The 17,399-nt window shown below is 60.3% G+C and carries 18 protein-coding genes and 1 pseudogene; 6 read left to right on the top strand and 13 right to left on the bottom strand.

The features are described 5' to 3' along the window. Positions 1-111 (top strand): annotated as a pseudogene (locus QFZ54_RS20140) (IS5 family transposase); the annotation flags it as partial. 15 nt (positions 112-126) lie between these two features. On the opposite strand, the gene QFZ54_RS20135 reads toward QFZ54_RS20140, so the two are convergent. Genes QFZ54_RS20135 through QFZ54_RS20120 form a run of 4 tightly spaced genes read right to left on the bottom strand, consistent with a single transcriptional unit; the run spans position 127 to position 4,543 of the window. Continuing rightward, a complete protein-coding gene (locus QFZ54_RS20135) occupies positions 127-1,113 on the bottom strand; it encodes a TauD/TfdA family dioxygenase (protein ID WP_307090498.1) in 987 nt (328 codons plus the stop codon). 58 nt (positions 1,114-1,171) lie between these two features. Then, the gene (locus QFZ54_RS20130; RefSeq protein WP_307090496.1) at positions 1,172-1,609 is read right to left on the bottom strand and encodes a GNAT family N-acetyltransferase; all 438 of its coding nucleotides are present in this window, start codon (positions 1,607-1,609) and stop codon (positions 1,172-1,174) included. Further along, a complete protein-coding gene (locus tag QFZ54_RS20125) occupies positions 1,606-2,289 on the bottom strand; it encodes a hypothetical protein (RefSeq protein WP_307090494.1) in 684 nt (227 codons plus the stop codon). The genes QFZ54_RS20130 and QFZ54_RS20125 overlap by 4 nt, the downstream gene beginning before the upstream one ends. Beyond that, positions 2,270-4,543, bottom strand: a complete 2,274-nt coding sequence (locus QFZ54_RS20120; protein WP_307090492.1) for an ATP-grasp domain-containing protein — start codon at positions 4,541-4,543, stop codon at positions 2,270-2,272. The genes QFZ54_RS20125 and QFZ54_RS20120 overlap by 20 nt, the downstream gene beginning before the upstream one ends. A 175-nt stretch (positions 4,544-4,718) precedes the next feature. Here QFZ54_RS20120 and QFZ54_RS20115 point away from each other — a divergent pair, with 175 nt between their 5' ends. The 3 genes from QFZ54_RS20115 to QFZ54_RS20105 all read left to right on the top strand — a co-directional run bounded on the left by QFZ54_RS20115 (position 4,719) and on the right by QFZ54_RS20105 (position 7,718). Further along, positions 4,719-5,387, top strand: coding sequence for a hypothetical protein (locus tag QFZ54_RS20115; protein ID WP_307090489.1), 669 nt, complete (start codon positions 4,719-4,721; stop codon positions 5,385-5,387). A gap of 682 nt (positions 5,388-6,069) precedes the next feature. Then, positions 6,070-6,834 carry a histidine phosphatase family protein gene (locus QFZ54_RS20110; protein ID WP_307090488.1) on the top strand — a complete coding sequence of 255 codons (765 nt, stop codon included), beginning with the start codon at positions 6,070-6,072 and terminating at the stop codon, positions 6,832-6,834. Then, positions 6,831-7,718, top strand: coding sequence for an NAD(P)H-hydrate dehydratase (locus tag QFZ54_RS20105; protein WP_307090486.1), 888 nt, complete (start codon positions 6,831-6,833; stop codon positions 7,716-7,718). Before QFZ54_RS20110 ends, QFZ54_RS20105 begins: the two co-directional genes overlap by 4 nt. 16 nt (positions 7,719-7,734) lie before the next feature. Here QFZ54_RS20105 and QFZ54_RS20100 read toward each other — a convergent pair whose 3' ends face one another. The 8 genes from QFZ54_RS20100 to QFZ54_RS20065 form a co-directional block, all read right to left on the bottom strand. Beyond that, entirely contained in the window at positions 7,735-8,181 is a 447-nt protein-coding gene (locus tag QFZ54_RS20100) for a hypothetical protein (RefSeq protein WP_373458651.1), read from the bottom strand. 52 nt (positions 8,182-8,233) lie between these two features. Further along, positions 8,234-8,593 (bottom strand): hypothetical protein, encoded by a 360-nt coding sequence (locus tag QFZ54_RS20095; protein ID WP_307090484.1) that lies wholly within the window; start codon positions 8,591-8,593, stop codon positions 8,234-8,236. An 83-nt stretch (positions 8,594-8,676) separates the two neighbouring features. Continuing rightward, positions 8,677-9,225: a DUF4142 domain-containing protein gene (locus tag QFZ54_RS20090; protein ID WP_307090482.1), complete on the bottom strand. Its 549-nt coding sequence runs from the start codon at positions 9,223-9,225 to the stop codon at positions 8,677-8,679. Between the two features lie 61 nt (positions 9,226-9,286). Beyond that, entirely contained in the window at positions 9,287-9,784 is a 498-nt protein-coding gene (locus tag QFZ54_RS20085; RefSeq protein ID WP_307090480.1) for a hypothetical protein, read from the bottom strand. A 74-nt stretch (positions 9,785-9,858) separates the two neighbouring features. Then, complete coding sequence (locus tag QFZ54_RS20080) at positions 9,859-10,713, bottom strand: manganese catalase family protein (RefSeq protein WP_307090478.1); 855 nt, start codon at positions 10,711-10,713, stop codon at positions 9,859-9,861. A 599-nt stretch (positions 10,714-11,312) separates the two neighbouring features. Beyond that, entirely contained in the window at positions 11,313-11,630 is a 318-nt protein-coding gene (locus QFZ54_RS20075) for a hypothetical protein (protein ID WP_307090477.1), read from the bottom strand. A gap of 435 nt (positions 11,631-12,065) precedes the next feature. Then, on the bottom strand, positions 12,066-13,532 hold the full coding sequence (locus QFZ54_RS20070) for a protein adenylyltransferase SelO (RefSeq protein ID WP_307090474.1): 1,467 nt from the start codon (positions 13,530-13,532) through the stop codon (positions 12,066-12,068). Positions 13,533-13,658: 126 nt separating this feature from the next. Further along, complete coding sequence (locus tag QFZ54_RS20065) at positions 13,659-14,477, bottom strand: DUF4336 domain-containing protein (protein WP_307090471.1); 819 nt, start codon at positions 14,475-14,477, stop codon at positions 13,659-13,661. Between the two features lie 225 nt (positions 14,478-14,702). Between QFZ54_RS20065 and QFZ54_RS20060 the strand changes: the two genes are divergently transcribed. Further along, positions 14,703-15,101 carry a DUF4267 domain-containing protein gene (locus QFZ54_RS20060; protein WP_307090470.1) on the top strand — a complete coding sequence of 133 codons (399 nt, stop codon included), beginning with the start codon at positions 14,703-14,705 and terminating at the stop codon, positions 15,099-15,101. A gap of 320 nt (positions 15,102-15,421) precedes the next feature. On the opposite strand, the gene QFZ54_RS20055 is transcribed toward QFZ54_RS20060, so the two are convergent. Continuing rightward, complete coding sequence (locus QFZ54_RS20055) at positions 15,422-15,928, bottom strand: YciE/YciF ferroxidase family protein (protein WP_307090467.1); 507 nt, start codon at positions 15,926-15,928, stop codon at positions 15,422-15,424. A 467-nt stretch (positions 15,929-16,395) separates the two neighbouring features. On the opposite strand from QFZ54_RS20055, the gene QFZ54_RS20050 reads away from it, so the two are divergent. Further along, on the top strand, positions 16,396-17,388 hold the full coding sequence (locus tag QFZ54_RS20050; protein WP_307090466.1) for a ferritin-like domain-containing protein: 993 nt from the start codon (positions 16,396-16,398) through the stop codon (positions 17,386-17,388). Positions 17,389-17,399: the final 11 nt, after the last annotated feature.

Here is a 17,399-nt window from a genome sequence, read left to right as displayed (position 1 = left end):
ATGTTCGTCCGCCTGAAGGATTGGCGCCGCGTCGCCAATCGCTACGACCGCTGCCCAACCGTCTTCTGCTCTGCCGTCGCGCTCGCGGCCACCGTCATCTTCTGGCTATGACCAATGAGTCTGACCCTAGATCATCGCCAAGGCGATCTTCCGGCTGCCGGTGAACGGAGCTCTCCCATGGGCCATCAGTAAATTGTCGAGAACAAGCACGTCCCCTGCCTGCCACTGGTGCTCGCACCGTTCCGCCGCGATCGCGGCCCGCACCTCGTCGAGCATGTCGCGCCTGATCGGCGTTCCGTCTCCGAAAGACACTGTCAACCGGAATGCATCTTCGTTGCCGTGGTAGGCAAGCAGCGATGCGTAAGTGTCCTTATCGAGCGCACTCGGGTGGAAACCATCGGCCTGGTTGAACCACACCTCCTCACCCGTAACGGGGTGGAAAGCGGTTGCCGGTCGCACTTGGCTCACCTGCAGAAAGCCCTCCCGCCATTCGAAGTTTGCCCCGATATGGCGGCATGCAGCCTCCGCCTCCGCAGGATCATCTGTTTCAAAAGCGTCCTGCCAGGAATAGCCCGAGCCTACGTCTGGCGAAAGGTTACGGACGTACCGCACACCGTGCGTGCGAAAGGCTTGAAGCACGGATTCGTCGATACGGGAAAGGATACGACGGCTATCGCCCAAGGTGGTTGCCCCGCCCTGTCCTGGCGCAACCAGGCAGAAAAAGAACAGAAGGCTGGGGTATACGTCAGTATAGCTCAGCTCATTGTGCAACGAGAGCTCGATCGCGGGGGAATAGTCGGTCGAGTTGTAGACGTTCTCTCCCCCACCTTCGAGCGCCCGACGTGGCGAGGCTCCGCCCGCATAGCCGAACCGGGGTGAACCGCCTGAAAACGCGTCTACCAAGCGTCCAAACTCCTCCGTTGTACGAAGTTCGAAGCCGCGGAAGAGCAGGGCGCCCGATACCAGCAACTGTGCGGACAAGGCGTCGCGCTGCGCCGTCGCGATGCCAACCGGCGCCTGCGCCTCGGAACCTGCAGCCGGACGGATCAGAAACGGCTCGGCGCAGCCTTCTGTATCGTGGGACAATGCCGCTTCAGTGTGGTGCATGACCATACTTATCCCCTATACCTATTGTTCAGCGCCTTTTCTCGATTACTGCTCCCGACCGGTTTCACGCCGCCTGATCAAAACGTTTCTGCAGGAAGTGGCGGGCGCCGCCCGGAGGGCAGTCGCCGATTGTGCCGACGAGGCTATAGCCTCGCTTCTCGTAAAAGCCGCGTGCCTGGAAGCTGTAAGTGTCGAGCGACGCGCCGATGCAACCGCGGCTTGCCGCAAGTGCTTCCGCCTCTCGCAGGATGGCGGAGCCGACTGCGCTCCCGCGCCAACGTTCGGGCACGAACAGCAGCTCAATCCGCAGCCATTCGAAAAGAGCCGATCCCCACAGGCCCCCGACAGTACTGCCGTCTTCATCCTTGAGCAGGACGGCGAGTGGTCCCGTTGGACCGGGCTCCACGTGCGTACGGTTGAACGCGATCAGCCCCGCGAGGATCGCGTCCCGATCCGCGTCGCTCGGCGCGTCGGGAACGACGAGCCGAAGCTCGTCGTTCACACTGCGACCCACTGGTTCAGCTTGATCCGGCGCTCGCCCCAGCGCAGCCCATCCTCGAAGCCCTCAAGATCGGCTTCGATCCGGACTGCAGCAAGGCTCCCATAGCCCATCTCGCCGCGCGGGTTGATCCACCAGCCAGCGGAGCCGTCCCACAGCTTCACCTCGTCCGTGCCGACCAGCACGGCGTTACCCTCATGGTAGATGGCGTCACCATCGATCCAGTGGTCGGACACGCTCTCCTTGTCCCAATTCTCGCGCCAAGAAGCAGTGGCATCGGCGCTGTAGCGCTGGATGAACTGTGCGCGGAACGCCGGCACGCCGCGAGCCACGAACGCCTCCTGCGCGATCGCGGCGTGGACGCCGCAATCGACAACGTCAGCATCGACGGCCTCGCACCAGTGGATCGGCCAGGCCGTCGGACCCCACTTTGAATGCTCGCGCATCCACCGCGGGCCGGTCAGCACATCGCCGCCGTTCAACTGCGCATAGTCAAAGGCAATCAGCCATTCGTGCGCAATGTCGCAGCATGCCGCGCCATGATGTGAGATATGGCTATTGGGGAAGGTCTGCCACTTGCCGCCAGGCGCGGTCGCCGCCGTCATCAGATCGACCGTGTCCGCGCAATGACCATCCGCGGGCTGAACTGTCGAGGCCTTCGCCTTATCCTCGGCCAAATACATAGGACATGCTCCTGTCATAACCGCCGGCATCGCAAAATATCAGAAGGTCGCCGGCGCGGGTCCCTTCAGGAAGCTGGACGTTGGACGCGATGATGTCGTGCTCCATGCACAGACGGCCCATAAGATGGGTCTTGCCGCGCCCGATCGGCTGCAACTCACCGGTTTCGCTGCATTTGCGGACCATGCGGTGCGGCTGCCAGAAGTGCATCGGGATCTCGGCGATCGACGCATCGACCACGGCCTCGACATAATCATCCTCATGCTCCTGGATTTCCAGAATCCGCATCGCCAGCGCCATCGACGGCTGCGCCATCGCCTTGCCGGGCTCGGATGCAATCTGGCGGACGGCGGGCAGCATGGTGCGGACTCGTTCGACCGCACGCGCGATCTTTGAGATCTGATCCTCATGCCAGTCGTCAGGATACCAGCCGCCGCCCATGTCTAGCATCTCGATGGTGCGACCGCTGAGCTTCTCGATCGACTGGCACCAGCGCAGCATCGATTCGAACAGATGCCACCACTGCGCGACGCCGACGTGGCTGCTCGCCATGTGGAAGTGGACCCCAAACGCGCTGTCGGTTGGCAGGCGTTTTACCGCTGCGATTAGCTTGGCGAACGTAGTCGGGCTGTCCAGCGGAATGCCGAAGCGAGAGGTGATATTCGGCGTGCGAATGCGAATGCCGATGTGCTTAGCCGACATCTCGCCTGCTGCAACCGCAGCGACGACGCGATCGAGGTCTGCGATGCTGTCGCAGAACACCGCGTGCATCGTCTCGCGTGGCATCAGCCCCTCGGGCCACCATTTGCCGGGGCCGTTGAGGATAACCTGATCGGGCCGGAAGCCGACTTCGAGCGCCGACTGCACTTCGCCCAGGCTGATCGCCTCGGCGTAGAAGCCGTGGTCGAGGGCGAGCTTGATGAGGCGTTTGTCGGGGTTGGTCTTGATCGAATAGCCGCTGATCACCTCGACGTCGTTGGTGCTCAGGCGGTGCGCGCGGTCATCGGCGCGCTTGAACAGGCTTTCAGCGGTCGACTCCATGTAGATGTACTGAGGCGTTTGCATCGCATCGAAGTCCTGGCGGCCAATGTCCGCGACGAAGGTATCCGGAAGCTCGGCGAGCCCGTTAGGTGGCTCCGTGCCATCAGGTGCCATCGCAACGTCGAGCATATCGGGATCGATCTTATGCAGCCGAGCGGCAAGTGCGGTCAGTCCCGACGGGTGCTTCATCGAGTGACCGACGGCACCCGCGAAGGGTTCCGGGAGCGGCGGCAATGGATAGTCGGGGCGAACCGGCACTTCGAGAACGATGCGCGTGAACTCAGATGCCTCGGCAGGCACCGTTTTCGCTACTACGCCACTGGCGGCCTGCACCAGCAGCGCGGGCAGGTTGTGCCCGGCAATCGTCGAACCGTGGACCCAAGCCGGGAAGCGCGGGTTCATCTCGATCAGCCACAGCTGGTCGGACCCGTCGCGCACCATCTCGAGCTCACCGCCGCCAGTCCAGTTAGTGTCGCGCACCATCTGTCGCAGCGGTTCCATGAACGCGAGCGGTACTTCGGAGACGTCACCGGCCCAAGTCTTGCCCTCGGGCGTGATGTCACGCTTGCGCATGCTTACAGCGCCGAGCAGCTCGCCCCGGTAAGCGGACAGCATGACCGACTCCTCATAGCCGCTGACATGCGCCTGCAGGAACAGCTTCTCAGTCGACCAGACCTTGCTCAGCGCGTTGCGGACGGCGGTGAACGTGTCCCAGGTCGGCGTACGCGAGGCGTCATAATACGGTCCCTTCAGCCACACGCGCCAGTTGTGCTCGCGACAGAAGGCGTGGAGATCCCAGTCGCTATGTTCGGTCGATAGATATGTCGGGATCTTGATCGGCAGGCTGGACGCAGCCTCCACGACCGGCTTGGTGATGCGCTTGATCCCGGACATCGGCGGAGCCAGCAGGTTGGGGTGACCATCGGGGAACACGCTCGCCAGCCACATGGCTTCAAGGTCGCTGCCCGAGATCCACAAGCCTCCAGCGTCGAGCGCCTCGCATACCTTGTCGCCATAGGCGTCGAGGTCGAGCTCGCCCCATGGCCGCTGGATCCACAGCTCGTCGAGCTCGTCGAAATGGATACCTGACACGCGGTTCGAATACTCGACCCCAACGATGGTGGCATCAGGATAGCCCTGCCGAAGAGATCTGACGATGCCGACGCCTGGCTGCGGGTTTCCGCCAGCGTAGAGCCCGCTCACATAGATTTTCATTCAACTTCCAGAATAAGACCGTCGACGCTGTAGCCTGGCTTCGACGAGGCAAGGTGCCTGCTTGCCATGCGATGCAGTGGCTTATTATTTAAAGAATTAAAAAAGGCGTTTAATCTAAATCAGTTGCGAGAAATAAATAATGGCAACGCGAATTTATTCGCCGTAGAGCGTCGACATGATCAGCGCCCGCTACCCGAGTTACATGAACATCGACCCATTCATTGATGTCGAGCGTCTCAAGTCGCTCGACGGGATCATCACCGAGCGACTGCGCCAACGCCTGGCTTCGGCGGGAGACCGACAATTCTATACAGGTCCGTTCCTGTTCGACGCCAATACGCCTGATCTACCAGGCTCGCGTATGATCGAACTGGCGCGTTCGCGTGAGCCTGAAAACTACTATGACCTGGACCGCACCGAGATTTGGGAGCCGTCGGCCGAGGCGGCAGAGTTCGCCCCGCTGATGGATTTTATTGCAACCCTGCCATTCGCGGCCACGGGCCGCATGCTGATCATGTACGACCCAATCGGACGAGCGGTGTCGGCGCACAAGGATCATGACAGCACCGACTTGTGCCATGAGTTCATCTGGTTCCGGAGCAACCTGAGCAAGCCGTTCTACATGCTCAATCCCGAGACAGGGGAGCGTGCCTATGTTGCCGGTCATGCGGCATGGTTCGATACGGTCAACCAATTTCACGGCGCGGACGGCAGCGGCGGATTGTCATTCAGCATCCGGGTGGACGGTGTATTTAGCGACGAGTTCCGGAACAAAATTCCTTTTCCAAAAGAAAATAGAGCGGCCGCGCCAAGTGTCTGGGCCAACTCTGTGATGGCTGTTTAGCGGCGGGAGTTGCGGACGAATTGGAAGTCTGTTCGGGGCGAAACTCAACCAGATAGCTCGGTCGCGCGAGAGCTCATGGCTCATCCCGATAGCCAACTTAGCCGTCTCCCAGTGGCAGGCAGCCCTCCCCCCATAATAGCCTGATCACGGCGTCGGAGGAGAATAAGCCAGCCGGTGACAATGAAGGAAGACACCATGCCAGCTTTGCCGAGGCCGGTTAGGTGTGCTGTACGCACTGCTGGTCGTCCGGCGACATTCTGCGCAAAGGAGACGGCGTAGTCGGTTCGGCATGAATCTGTTGCTTCCCGTAACCGCGCAGACCCTCATTACCGATCGTGCGCGACGCGGAGACGATGCCCGCCCAGGATGGCCGCTCGTCCATGCGCTAACGCAAGTTCAATATGAGCATTTTTGCTGCGGTCATCGATCGCTTGGTTCGCCCGCCTCCGTTCTTGCTCCGCCCGCTCGCGATGATAGGCAACGGTTGCCGTCTCAGCCATCGTCCCCTCTTTTCGTCATGCGACATACTTATTGATCAAATTACGTGAGAAGCGTCGTGAAGTTCCCTGTCAGTGCACCGTTCAATGGATGCAGCGATCGCTATGCAGGATCTGCAAATCATGGAGCCATCGTCGGTCGACCGGAGTTCAACCGGGCAAAGCAACACCTTGGATTAAGCTGTATGCCATCTGCACGCTGGCCGTCTCGTCTCTGGATTGTCCGTCACGGAGAAAGTGCTGGGAACGTGGCGCGCGACGCCGCGCATGCGGCCGGAGTCGAACGGATCGACCTATCGCACCGCGACGTCGACATTCCACTGTCCCCGCTGGGCGAGGAGCAGGCCCGCGCGCTCGGCGCATGGTTCGCCCGCGCGGATCCCGACGACCGCCGCGACATCCTGCTCGTCTCGCCCTATGTCCGCGCGCGCCAGACCCTAAACCTCTTCCGTGAACAGGGCGGTGCGGCCGGCGACGAGCCGATCGTGATCGACGAACGCCTCCGCGAAAAGGAGTTCGGCATCCTGGACGGGTTGACCACCAGCGGTGTCGCGTCGGCATATCCGGACCAGGCCGAGTTCCGACGCATCCTCGGCAAATTCTATCACCAGCCGCCCGGCGGGGAGAGCTGGTGCGACGTGATCTTCCGCCTGCGATCACTGATGGATACGATCGCATTGCACTACGCCGGTCGCCGCGTGATGATCGTCGCGCATCAGGTGGTCGTCCTCTGCCTGCGCTATGTCATCGAGAACCTGACCGAGGACGAGATCCTGGCGATCGATCAGCAAGGCGACGTCGCGAACTGCTCGGTCACCGAATATCGCTTCGATCCCGACGGCCCGCAGGACGGCGCGCTCACGCTCATTCGCTACAACGACGTCGTCGACCACCAAGGGTCCGCCCCGGTCACTGCCGAGCCGGACCGTACCACCGGAGTACGAGGATGACCGATACCATTCCCCTCGACAGCAGCTGGATCGCTGCCAACCCGCCTCCCGTTCATGGCCTCGGAACCACGAAGAACAGCCGCGGCCGCGTGTTGGCGATAGGTGGTTCGGCCATGGTGCCGGGCGCGCTTCGCCTGACGGGCGAGGCAGCGCTTCGGGTCGGCGCGGGCAAGCTCCAGATGGCCACGATCGAATCCGCGGCGATCGGCCTCGGCCTCGGCCTGCTAGTTCCGGAGGCCGGTGTTCTCGCACTGCCGCAAGACTCCGACGGAGAGATAGACGGCGCAGCGGGTCCCCTGCTCGAAAAGTCGCTGAACGGCTGCGATACGCTGATCATCGGACCAGGTATGGGGTCCACCGACGCTGCCAAGGCTCTCTTGCAGCTCATCCTGATGCAGCCCTGCGACAAGGTAACGATGGTCGTCGACGCCTTGGCTATCGGATCGGCACGGGATCTGCGCGAAACGCTTGCGGCGTTCGACGGTCGCATGGTTTTCACACCCCATCACGGTGAAATGGCAATGCTGACGGGTATCGACGAAGACGCGATCGCACAGTCCCCGGAAAAGATCGCGCGGGACGTCGCCGCACAATACGGCGCCGTCGTGGTCCTCAAGGGCAGCGATACCGTTATCGCTGCCCCCGACGGAACGACACTGCATTATGGTGGTGGAGGAACCGGACTTGCGACGGGCGGATCGGGAGATGTCCTGGCCGGCGCGATCGGGGGCTTGTTGTCCCGCGGCGCGTCCCCGATCATCGCAGCCGGTTGGGGTGTCTGGCTGCACGGACAAAGCGGACGACGCGTCGCAACTACAAGTGGGCCGATCGGCTTCCTTGCACGAGAAATTCCCGCCGAGTTCCCTCGCCTACTTCCGCAATAGGCTGGCGTTCACTAACTCAGCGGGCTTTGATTTTGCTGTACGGCACGAACTGGCCAAGTGAGACAAAGCCGCGCGGAAAACGCGAGCCACGATCAATCAGCCGAACCGTGTCGATGCTGCAGAGCTGCGACCCGATGGTACGCGTGACGAGTATGTCATCGCGCTGCAGTGACTGCGCGCCGGATCGGGGTTCGTTGACGTAGAGCCGGCTCCCAACCCGGTAAACGATGGCTTTGCCGTCTATGATTTGAGATGAGTTCGAGCCCGACAGGCTGATGCAGTTGACGGGTTTACCCGCAACGCGCCCGGCAAGCATCTTCTGCAACTGTACGTCAGGAGCATCGCGACGCGCTGCGATAGCGGGACTAGCGAGAGTCACCGCTGCGAGAATTAGTTTAATCATAAGCTTTCCTAGACATTGAGTGCTGAACGAATGCTGATCAAAGAACTTGCTGACCTGCATCCGTGCCGTCCGAGCCCTTTGTCCTACCCAATTAAAAAGAACTTACGTCTGGTTACTTAGACTGCTGAGTCTGGCGGACCCCGCCACCTCCGCCAGGCGTGTCGGCATCATAGTCCTCGGTAGCGTTTCCTCCGCCCGCTCCGGCGCCGCTACCATGCACCTCACCCGTCTTCTCATCGATATAGGCGCGCCTACCAACGTCAGGCGGAATGTCTTCGCCCGGCGCCTTGTTCGGCGCTGCGACATTCGCTTCCCGATTGTCCCGACTTACGCCGACCTCGACGTTGCGCGGCTGATCCTTCTCATAGCTGTCATACTCTTCGCCCGAGTAATGACCGACGGTACCGTCATCGTTCCCGCGAAACGCTGGATCCCCGTCGGTTTCTGGAGGCGATAAGGGGTCTGCTGACATTGTGTTACTCCAGAACGTCACACCAAATTGGGTATTTAGGGACATCGATAGAAACGGAGCGCCGATAACGGCGCTCCGTCGTTTTACATACCCGACATGTTCGCCATCGGCTTACCCGCTTGCATCTTCATCGCAGCATCAAGATGCTGTTTCACAATGGGTACTGCCGCCTTGGCCGACATGCGCAGTGGCGCCTGATCTCCGCCGGTCGAATAGCTCTGGTGAAGGTCCAGTGCAGCCTGGTGCGCCGGGATCTGCTGACCGATGTAGAGGCGGTCGAAATCCGCTGCTGATGCGGTCTGCAGTTCATTGATCGATGCTGTCGCGCCGGCATCAAGCACAGGCGGCGTCGGGGTCAAACCTGCCTTGGTCGCCGCCTTGACGGTTGCGGCTGTTGTCTTCTGATGGTGCTTGATCAGCATGGTCGCAAACTTGCGGATCGCAGGCGTCTGTGACTTCTGCAGCGCGACCTGGCTCGAGTTGATCTCGTACAGATCGCTCACTCCGGCAGCCATGACATAGGGCGTCGCAGCTGTTTTTGCCTCGGGCGGCGGTGGTGGTGGCGGCGTCTGTGCTAGCGATGCTGTGCCGACCGTCGCTGCGAGCAACATAGCGATGTGTCTGATGTTCATTGGTTCTCTCCTGATAGTTTCTTTTGGGATTTGTTTTCGATAGGTCAGTCCGCAGTGGCTGCTACGCACCGTTGCCAACAACGGCAGCTAACGATCCGTCAGGGTTGCGACCCTCTCGAACAAGGGCGGCATCCTGCTGTGCTTTGCGGACGTCTTGAGGACGACCTTCTCTTGCAGCAGGGATGGCAACTTCGGCAGTCCCGCCGACATTCGCCGAACCGTGCAGTGCCCCTGCGATCTCGCGGTCGAATTCGCCTGCTTCAATCGCCGACCGCATGTTTACCAGGTAATCAGCGAAGCGGTCGGCAGGGATAAAGTTCGTCGTCTGACCGCCGATGGTCAACGTGGCCCCGTTTCGCGTGGTGGGCGTAAAGGCTACATGCTCGCCGTCACGGACAAACCATGTGCCTGAGCGAACACCGTCGGTCGCCCATGCCTTCTCGGCCAGATGCAGATCCTGCAGAACGTCGTTGCGGTCGGAGACCGGGTCACTCGATTGCGGTGAGACGACGTCAAGAACGGCAGATTTCGCGGCGTTCACGATGCTTTCAAGTGCCAAGTCGCTTCTCCGATACTGCTAAATAGGACGAGACCGATGCGAGGCGCGCAGATGCCCGCCCCGCAAAGTCGTGATCAGCCGATCTGCTGGTTCTGGGCGCCGCTATCGGGGCGGGCCGGCCCCATCACCGGTTCTTCACCGAGCGGTTCGTTGCGGAACACGGTGAACTCGCCCTTGCCGTCCATCGAGGGACCCGACGTCCAGCGGCCCTCCGGGAACGTCCCGTCGACCGACGTCGCATAGAAGTTGTAGTTGTTCTGCTGATCTTCCATGTCCTGCGGGAAGCTGTTGGGGATCGGCAAGTTCATGGCCTCGGCCCCCAGTTCCTCGATAACGGCGAGCCACTGTTGCTGGTGCATCGTGTCGCGCGCGATCATGTAATGGAGCATCTTCTTCATGCCCTCGTCGTGGGTCGCGTTGAAGAGCCGTACCGCAAGAACGCGACCCGTGCTTTCTGCGGCAACGTTGCAGTACATATCGGCCGCGACGTTCCCGCTCGCGTATATGTGACTCATGTTGAACGGCACGCCATCGGAGTCCATCGGCATCGCTGCCATACCGCCCGACAACAGGTTCTTGTGGATGATGCCTTCGATGCTCTGGCGGAGATTTTCACCGCCCATGACAGCGCCAACGATACTGTCCTTGACGCCCTCTTCCTGTAGATGCGTCGGCGCCTTGTCGAGGTTCAGCGCGACGGCGGTCGCCAGCATTTCGATATGGCCGATTTCCTCGGTCGCCGTGTGCAGCAGCATGTCACGATATTTCGTTGTCGGCGCGCGGTTGCCCCAGGCCTGGAAGAAATACTGCATGCAGACGCGTATCTCGCCTTCGACGCCGCCAATCGCCTGCTGCAACATCCGAGCAAAGGCAGGATCGGGGTTCGTCACCTGGACCGGGTACTGTAGCCTCTTGTCATGATAATACATGTTTCGCTCCGATGTGATAAATATCGTCGATGACGATTACCCAGCAACGCGCTCCATTTCGGTTCGATCCCAAATATTTCATGAATTGATATGAATTAATAAGTCCTCATCCTACGCATACAGGGAGATCGCATTCCTACTGGAGATATTTTCTTACTAGTTCATATCAACATCAGGCGACGTACACCGTTACCGCGCGTTGGGCATCTTGGAATGTATGTATATACCTGACGTTCGGCTTGCTGCGCCAACGCTCAGTCACTACTTGCCTGTATCGTGAACACGTTTTTTATAGGTCAATGGCCGATCTCAGTGACGATACGTCATTTGAATTGGGGCACGTGTCGCTGATAGGTTGAAGCCTGTTCGACGGCTACAGCCGCGGCCTCTGAGCGCATCTGGTTTGCCACTGTCTATTGATCGAGACGAACACGGTCTCGTTCTGATCGATACGGGCTCTTGCAACCAAGACGGTACGCAACCGCCGGAGTCGGCAAGCGTTCCTTATTATCGTTTCGGGCAACTATCATTACTCGCCGCTCATCTAGTTACGGCCCGAGTTTGCGATCGACTGAGGGTCAGTGTCCGGAAGCTTTGATTTAGCTGCATTGGGCGAGCGTTTTGCTTGTGCTCTGGCCTTCGTTGAGGAGGCCCGGCTTTGCGGCGTCTTCCGCGCTACGGTTGGCTTGCTTTTTGAGCCTGCGGGTGTTGCGGCACTTGTCGATCCGCTGGACCGCGATATCGCACCAGTCGATATCCCGAGGGACGCAATTGCTGCCGGTATGAATATAAGTTTCAGCATCTTCACTCTCCTGCGCCGTAGAGCGGTGAACGGCCGATACATGTCCTGTATCCCGCAAATGCTTGCGACTTGATTTAGATGAATAAGTTTCCTGACGATGCGCACGTGTGTTCATTGCAAACTATAAGTCGACCAGCATCAATCAACTCGAGCGATCGGTTTCCGCGTCCTGCGTGTCGCCGAGGACACGGCGAGCGCGTCGCGCCACCACAGCTGCAGCGATCGGGTCATTGAGGACATGGAACAGGTGGCGCAGGACCTACGTCCGGCTAGCCACGACAAGTGTAGTGGCTAGCCGGGTAACTTGCTCTAGAGCCATGGCTCCGTTCGGGTTGACGCCGGCGGAGGAACAGCAACTCGCGGACCTTATCGTGTGGGTCTCCGGCAGGCTCGTTCATGCCGCTGCCGCGCCTTTGCTCGTCCGTGGGCTGCCATCCGCAACAGGTCGTGCCGGGCAACGGCAGGCCCGATCAGAGCGTTACTCTTTGCGAAGCCTATCTTTACACGCTGCGTTAAATCGGCATGGTTGATTAGGCCGGTTGGCGGACTCCTAGGTTCCGCAGAAGGTCGCTAGTACCCGCTCATGCGCTTCCGGCGGATTAGCGAACTCCGCGAAGTCAGGCTGGTCTTCATAGGGGCGTGAGAGCAGTTCGAGCAGCGTCTTGAACGGGCCGAGATCCCCTCGCTCGACGGCAGCGACGATCATCGCCTCAACGCGGTGGTTGCGCGGAATGAAGGCCGGATTAACTGCCTCCATCGTAGCACGGCGGATGCTCGCGTCCTGCGGTTCCTTGGCCAGCCGCACACGCCAGCCGACTGCCCAGGCATCGAACGCGCTCGGATCGATGAACAACGCCCTCACCGGCTCATCGTCGCCCGCAACAGCGACGCCCAAAGCCCGGAAGAAAAGCGTGAAATCCACCTGGTTAGCAGCCATCGCGTTGAGGATCGTAGCGGCGAGCGCCGCATCGCCTTCGCGCACGTCGCAAAGCCCGAGCTTGCGGGTCAGTTCGCCGTGATAAGCTCGCTCGAACCGGCCTGGAAAAGCGTTAAGCGCTGCCTGCGCCAATTCCACCGCCTCCGTCTCGTTCTCGCTAAGGAGCGGCAGCATCGCTTCCGCCAAACGCGTCAGGTTCCAGTGCGCAACGCTGGGCTGGTTACCATACGCATAGCGGCCCTTGCGGTCGATTGAGCTGAACACGGCCGCGGGATCGTAGGCGTCAATGAAGGCGCAGGGACCATAATCGATCGTCTCTCCGGCAACGGACATGTTGTCGGTATTCATGACCCCGTGGACAAAACCAACGAGTAGCCACCGTGCGACGAGATCTGCCTGCGCCGCGATAATCGCGTCGAGCAGCGCGACATAAGGGCGCTCCCCCGTTGCAGCGGCGGGATAGTGACGGCTGATGACATGGTCCGCGAGCAGACGGAGCGCCTCGACGTCATCACGCGAGGCGAAAAACTGAAACGTGCCGACACGGACATGGCTGGCGGCGACACGCGTGAGGATCGCGCCCGGCAGCGCAGTTTCGCGCATGACCGTTTCGCCCGTCGTCACCGCTGCCAACGACCGCGTGGTCGGGATCCCGAGCGCCGCCATCGCCTCGCTGACCAGATACTCGCGCAGGACGGGACCAAGGGCCGCGCGGCCATCACCACCACGTGAGAAGGGCGTGCGCCCCGCCCCCTTCAACTGGATGTCGCGGCGCCTTCCGTGCCGATCGACAACGTCGCCGAGCAGGATGGCACGGCCGTCGCCGAGTTGAGGCACGAAGTTGCCGAACTGATGTCCGGCATAGGCAAGCGCAATGGGGTCCGCCCCCTCGAGCATTCGCTGGCCCGCGAAGATCGCTGCGCCGTCCTCGCCTTCAAGATGGTCAGGATCAAAACGGAGTTCAGCCGCCAGCGTCCGGTTGAGCTTCAAGAGCATGGGCGCGGGGGCACTCGCGAGCTGGATTCGACGGAAGAACCGGTCCGGCAGGCCTGCATAGCTGTTATCGAGCATCGAAGACATCGCAATCCTAACCAGTCAACTGTGGTCCACGGCAACCCTGATAGTCATATTTTGAGGTGACCATTCACTTTTGGACATGAGCCACTGGCAACTTGCATGTCGGGGCGTCGGCCGCTTGCGGGCGCACTAGACTAACCACGCAAACGCGCGCTGCAACTGCTCAGCAGCCTGCCTCTCGAAGAAGCGTCCACGGGCGAAAATGACCCGCTCAGGACCCATGGCTATGAGCTCGCTGATGGCCTGCTTTGCCTTCGGTCCGCCGAGCCGAACGATCGGCCGGAGATAGCGCGCCGTTGTTCCGTTGGTCGCAGCGGAAGCTCGCATCACCAGTCTCGCGAGCGGCGGCAACTTTGCGGGCTCCAGATTCTCGATTAGGTCGACAAGCAACAGCGTACGGCTGGCTCGGTGAAAGAACCAGTTTTCATGGAAGCCTGCCCCACCGGCTACCACGCCCTGCGTGATTTCGTCCGCCCAGGCCGGTGGCGCTTCATCACCCAACACAGCGTCTACGCGCAAACCGGAGGCGCGGACCTGTGGCCGCTCTCCCAGGCCTGGCGCGGCCCAGATAGTCGCTTCCGGGAAAGCGTGCTGCCACTGTGTCAGGAACGTCCAGTGTGCCACGTTGGGCGCGACGAGATGACGTACCGTGCCGAGCGCACCGACAGCCTCCGCGACTGCCGTAGAGAACTTCGTCGGAGAATGAAGGACGAGGTCGCCGCTCGCCAGCCGGATGATCGTCATGCGGACCGGAAGTTGAAGACCCATCGCGCTAATCGGACCGCTATCGATGATCCAGATGTCTTCGGCCACCGACTTCAGCATGTCGAGCGGCGGGTAAGTAACTTGATCATGAATCGCCTGATCGTCCGACCGTCCCTTCCACCAAAGGCCAACGGCCGCAATCGCACTGCCAGCAATCAGCATGTTGCGTGCACGTACGTTCATCGGGCCTTCCTTCCTGTGTTCCTGCCTGCGGAGCAGACCGTGGCATCTCTGATTTACATAGAGGCAGTATCAATTGCGTTTGACCCACGCTCTGCCCCTCTTTTCTAGCTTGTTCGGTGCACCGTAGTGCTAGCTCTGCTCGGATCACGGCTCTCGCAAGTGTCTTCGCTTCAGCGCAGAGCGATGGCCGAAGTTCCTCGCGGATGAACGGAATCCAAGATAATCATGAACGATGATAAGCCTTTTCCGGTGGCACTGGCGACGGTGCTGCTAGTATGCGCAGCAGCGTTCTTCCTGCTCGGTGCATTGTTCATGCTGGCACCCGCCACGGGTGGTCGCGTATATGGATTCAGTGCGGAGACGGAGCCGGCGTTACTCTATGTCCGGGCGATCGGTCTGCGCGATTTGGCGCTTGCGAGCTATATCGCCGGTTTGACGGTCGGTCGGCACAGACGGGCGCTGGCAATTTTGCTTACGCTGACGACGATGATTCCGGCTGGCGATTTATTTCTGCTCGGTACTATGGGCTCCGGCTCCGCCGTCCACTATCTGCTGCATTCAGTCAGCCTGGCGGGCTTCGCCGGCCTTGCATGGTGGGTACGCAACCCAACGCCGCCATCGTAATCTGCTCCAATATACTACGCAGCTTACACCCAGCGGCTTGGCGCTGGCGCCCCAGAAGACTTACCGCTTCAATCTCGTTTTCCACGTCTCGCACATCATCTGCATGGATGGAGGGTCTTGATCGGAGCTTATGAGCGGCGGGAGAATTCGCTGCTGTGCCTAATCGACAGCGGCCTCAGGAGGCGGATGCGACATACTTCGCTCTCGTGTTTGCAAAACAGCATGTCAAGGGAAGGTCCGCCCTCGCCCGCCTGTCACAATCGTCGACAGTAAGGCGGAAAGCTTGGGGTAACCTACGGGCGCAGGTTACCCCAGTTGCCTTAGGCCTCTTCCTTTGCCTCTACGTTCACCGACGTCTCGGCGAGCTTCGTCATGTACTCGTCACCACCGTAAATTTCCTTGGTAGCGTCACTGAGCTTCTTGTTGTCGTCCTTCAGGCCGAGTGCCTTGGCGTAGGCAGCTGCGGTACCGAAACCGGCGATCCCGTAATGTGTCATGCGCTGATACTGGGCGATGATGATGACATCGAGAACGGGGCCCTTCTCGGGGCCTTCCTCGAGGACATGCTTAGTGGCCTCGGCAACCAGACCTTCCATGCCCTTGCAGTGCTCCTTGGAGACCTTCTCGTCCTGTCCGGCGATCAGCTCCTTCAACACCGCGGTATGCGCCGTGATGCCTTCATGCGACTTGGTCAGCATGTCCTTGAGGTCGGCATCGCTCGCCTGCGTCGTGATCTTCTTCAGGACCTTGAGCATCTGGTCGTTCGCAGACCACAGGTCCTTCAGCTCATCGACGTACACATCCTTCAGATCTTCCGGGGTCGACATGACTGGGCTCCTCTTGCTCCGCAGCTTTATGCCGGCGGTAAGATGTCTGAGCGCCTTGCCGCTGCAGGAGTTCCGCCCCAGACCTTGACCAAGCCCATGTTCGTTGCCGTTCCGGTGAGAAACGTACTGATCTGTAGCGGTGTACGGTGCGTAACCCGCACTGCATCCGTTCCAACGCGATGATTCCTGACGCCTGGCTCCCCGATACATACACGATCCCACCTGTACCCATACTGAAGAACGGAACGGAAACATCTCAGAGAGGACAATGCGCGCAACGCTTCGGAACAAACAAACCCGCTATTTTCAATTCATCTGAATTAACCTCGTAAGCTATTTTACCTTACTCCAAGTCAATTAGTTTGCCGTTCCTCTGTGGCATCTTTTGTTCTGGATGTTCGTATGAGTCTTACCCTGGTCAGCTACGTGGCGACTGTGCCTAATGAGGCCCAGGGGGGAGGAACGTGATGCTAGAAAGCGAGCATAGGATCGTTACGGCCGGCCTACGAAAAAAGAACGGGGCCGACAGACGAGAGTTTTTCAAAATAGCGTTGACCGCCGCAGCTTTGACGACCGGAGGGGCCGTACTTTCAGAGCGTGCTGCGGCGCAAACGGCCCCGACTGAATCAGATATTCTGAATTTCGCACTCAATCTCGAATATCTCGAGGCGCAGTTCTATAGTTACGCGTTTAGCGGCACCGGCCTTGCTGCGGATCAACTTACCGGAACAATGACCCAGGGAGCGGTCACCGGTGCGCGTAAGGCAAACCTTACCGACCCCGCCATCATGCAGTATGCTCGGGAGATTGCTGGCGATGAAGTCGCACACGTCGGGTCGCTGCGGAAGATTCTTTCCACTGCAGCCGTGGCGCAACCCGCCATTGACCTGTCCCCGGCTGTTTTCACGGCCGCCGCAACCGCCGCGGGCATCGACCTTACGCCGTTTGGTGGCGTGTTCGACCCTTATGCCAGCGACGACAATTTCCTGATCGCTGCCTACATCTTCGAAGATGTCGGCGTTACCGCGTACAAAGGCGGTTCTCCGTTCCTGAGCAACCCCGACATTATAGACGCTGCTGCCGGTCTGTTGGCGGCGGAGGCGTTCCACGCTGGCATCATCCGAGGCGCTCTCTACCGCCGCGGTGTAGCGGCGCCGGTCCTTCGCACCAATGCCGACAAGATCTCCGACGCGCGCGATACTCTCGATGGTACAGCCGCGTCCGACGGACCCCCGAAGCGAACGCCCGATGATGATCAGGGCATTTCCGCGGTGCAGACCCAGTTTGGCACGACGTCGAACTTCGTTCCGACCGACGCGAACGGGATCGTGTTCAGTCGTACTGCCGAACAGGTCCACAACATCGCCTACCTGACACGCAATCAAGTTACGTCCGGTGGCTTTTTTCCCAATGGTACGAACAATCCGAACGCGGCGCTTCGCCGTTCCGGCGCGAACTGAGGAGGCGGGCG

Origin of the sequence: Sphingomonas faeni (assembly GCF_030817315.1) — a bacterium.
GTDB lineage: Bacteria > Pseudomonadota > Alphaproteobacteria > Sphingomonadales > Sphingomonadaceae > Sphingomonas > Sphingomonas faeni_C.
Note: the sequence above shows the minus strand (reverse complement) of the source record. Positions and strands in the feature narration are given on the sequence as shown.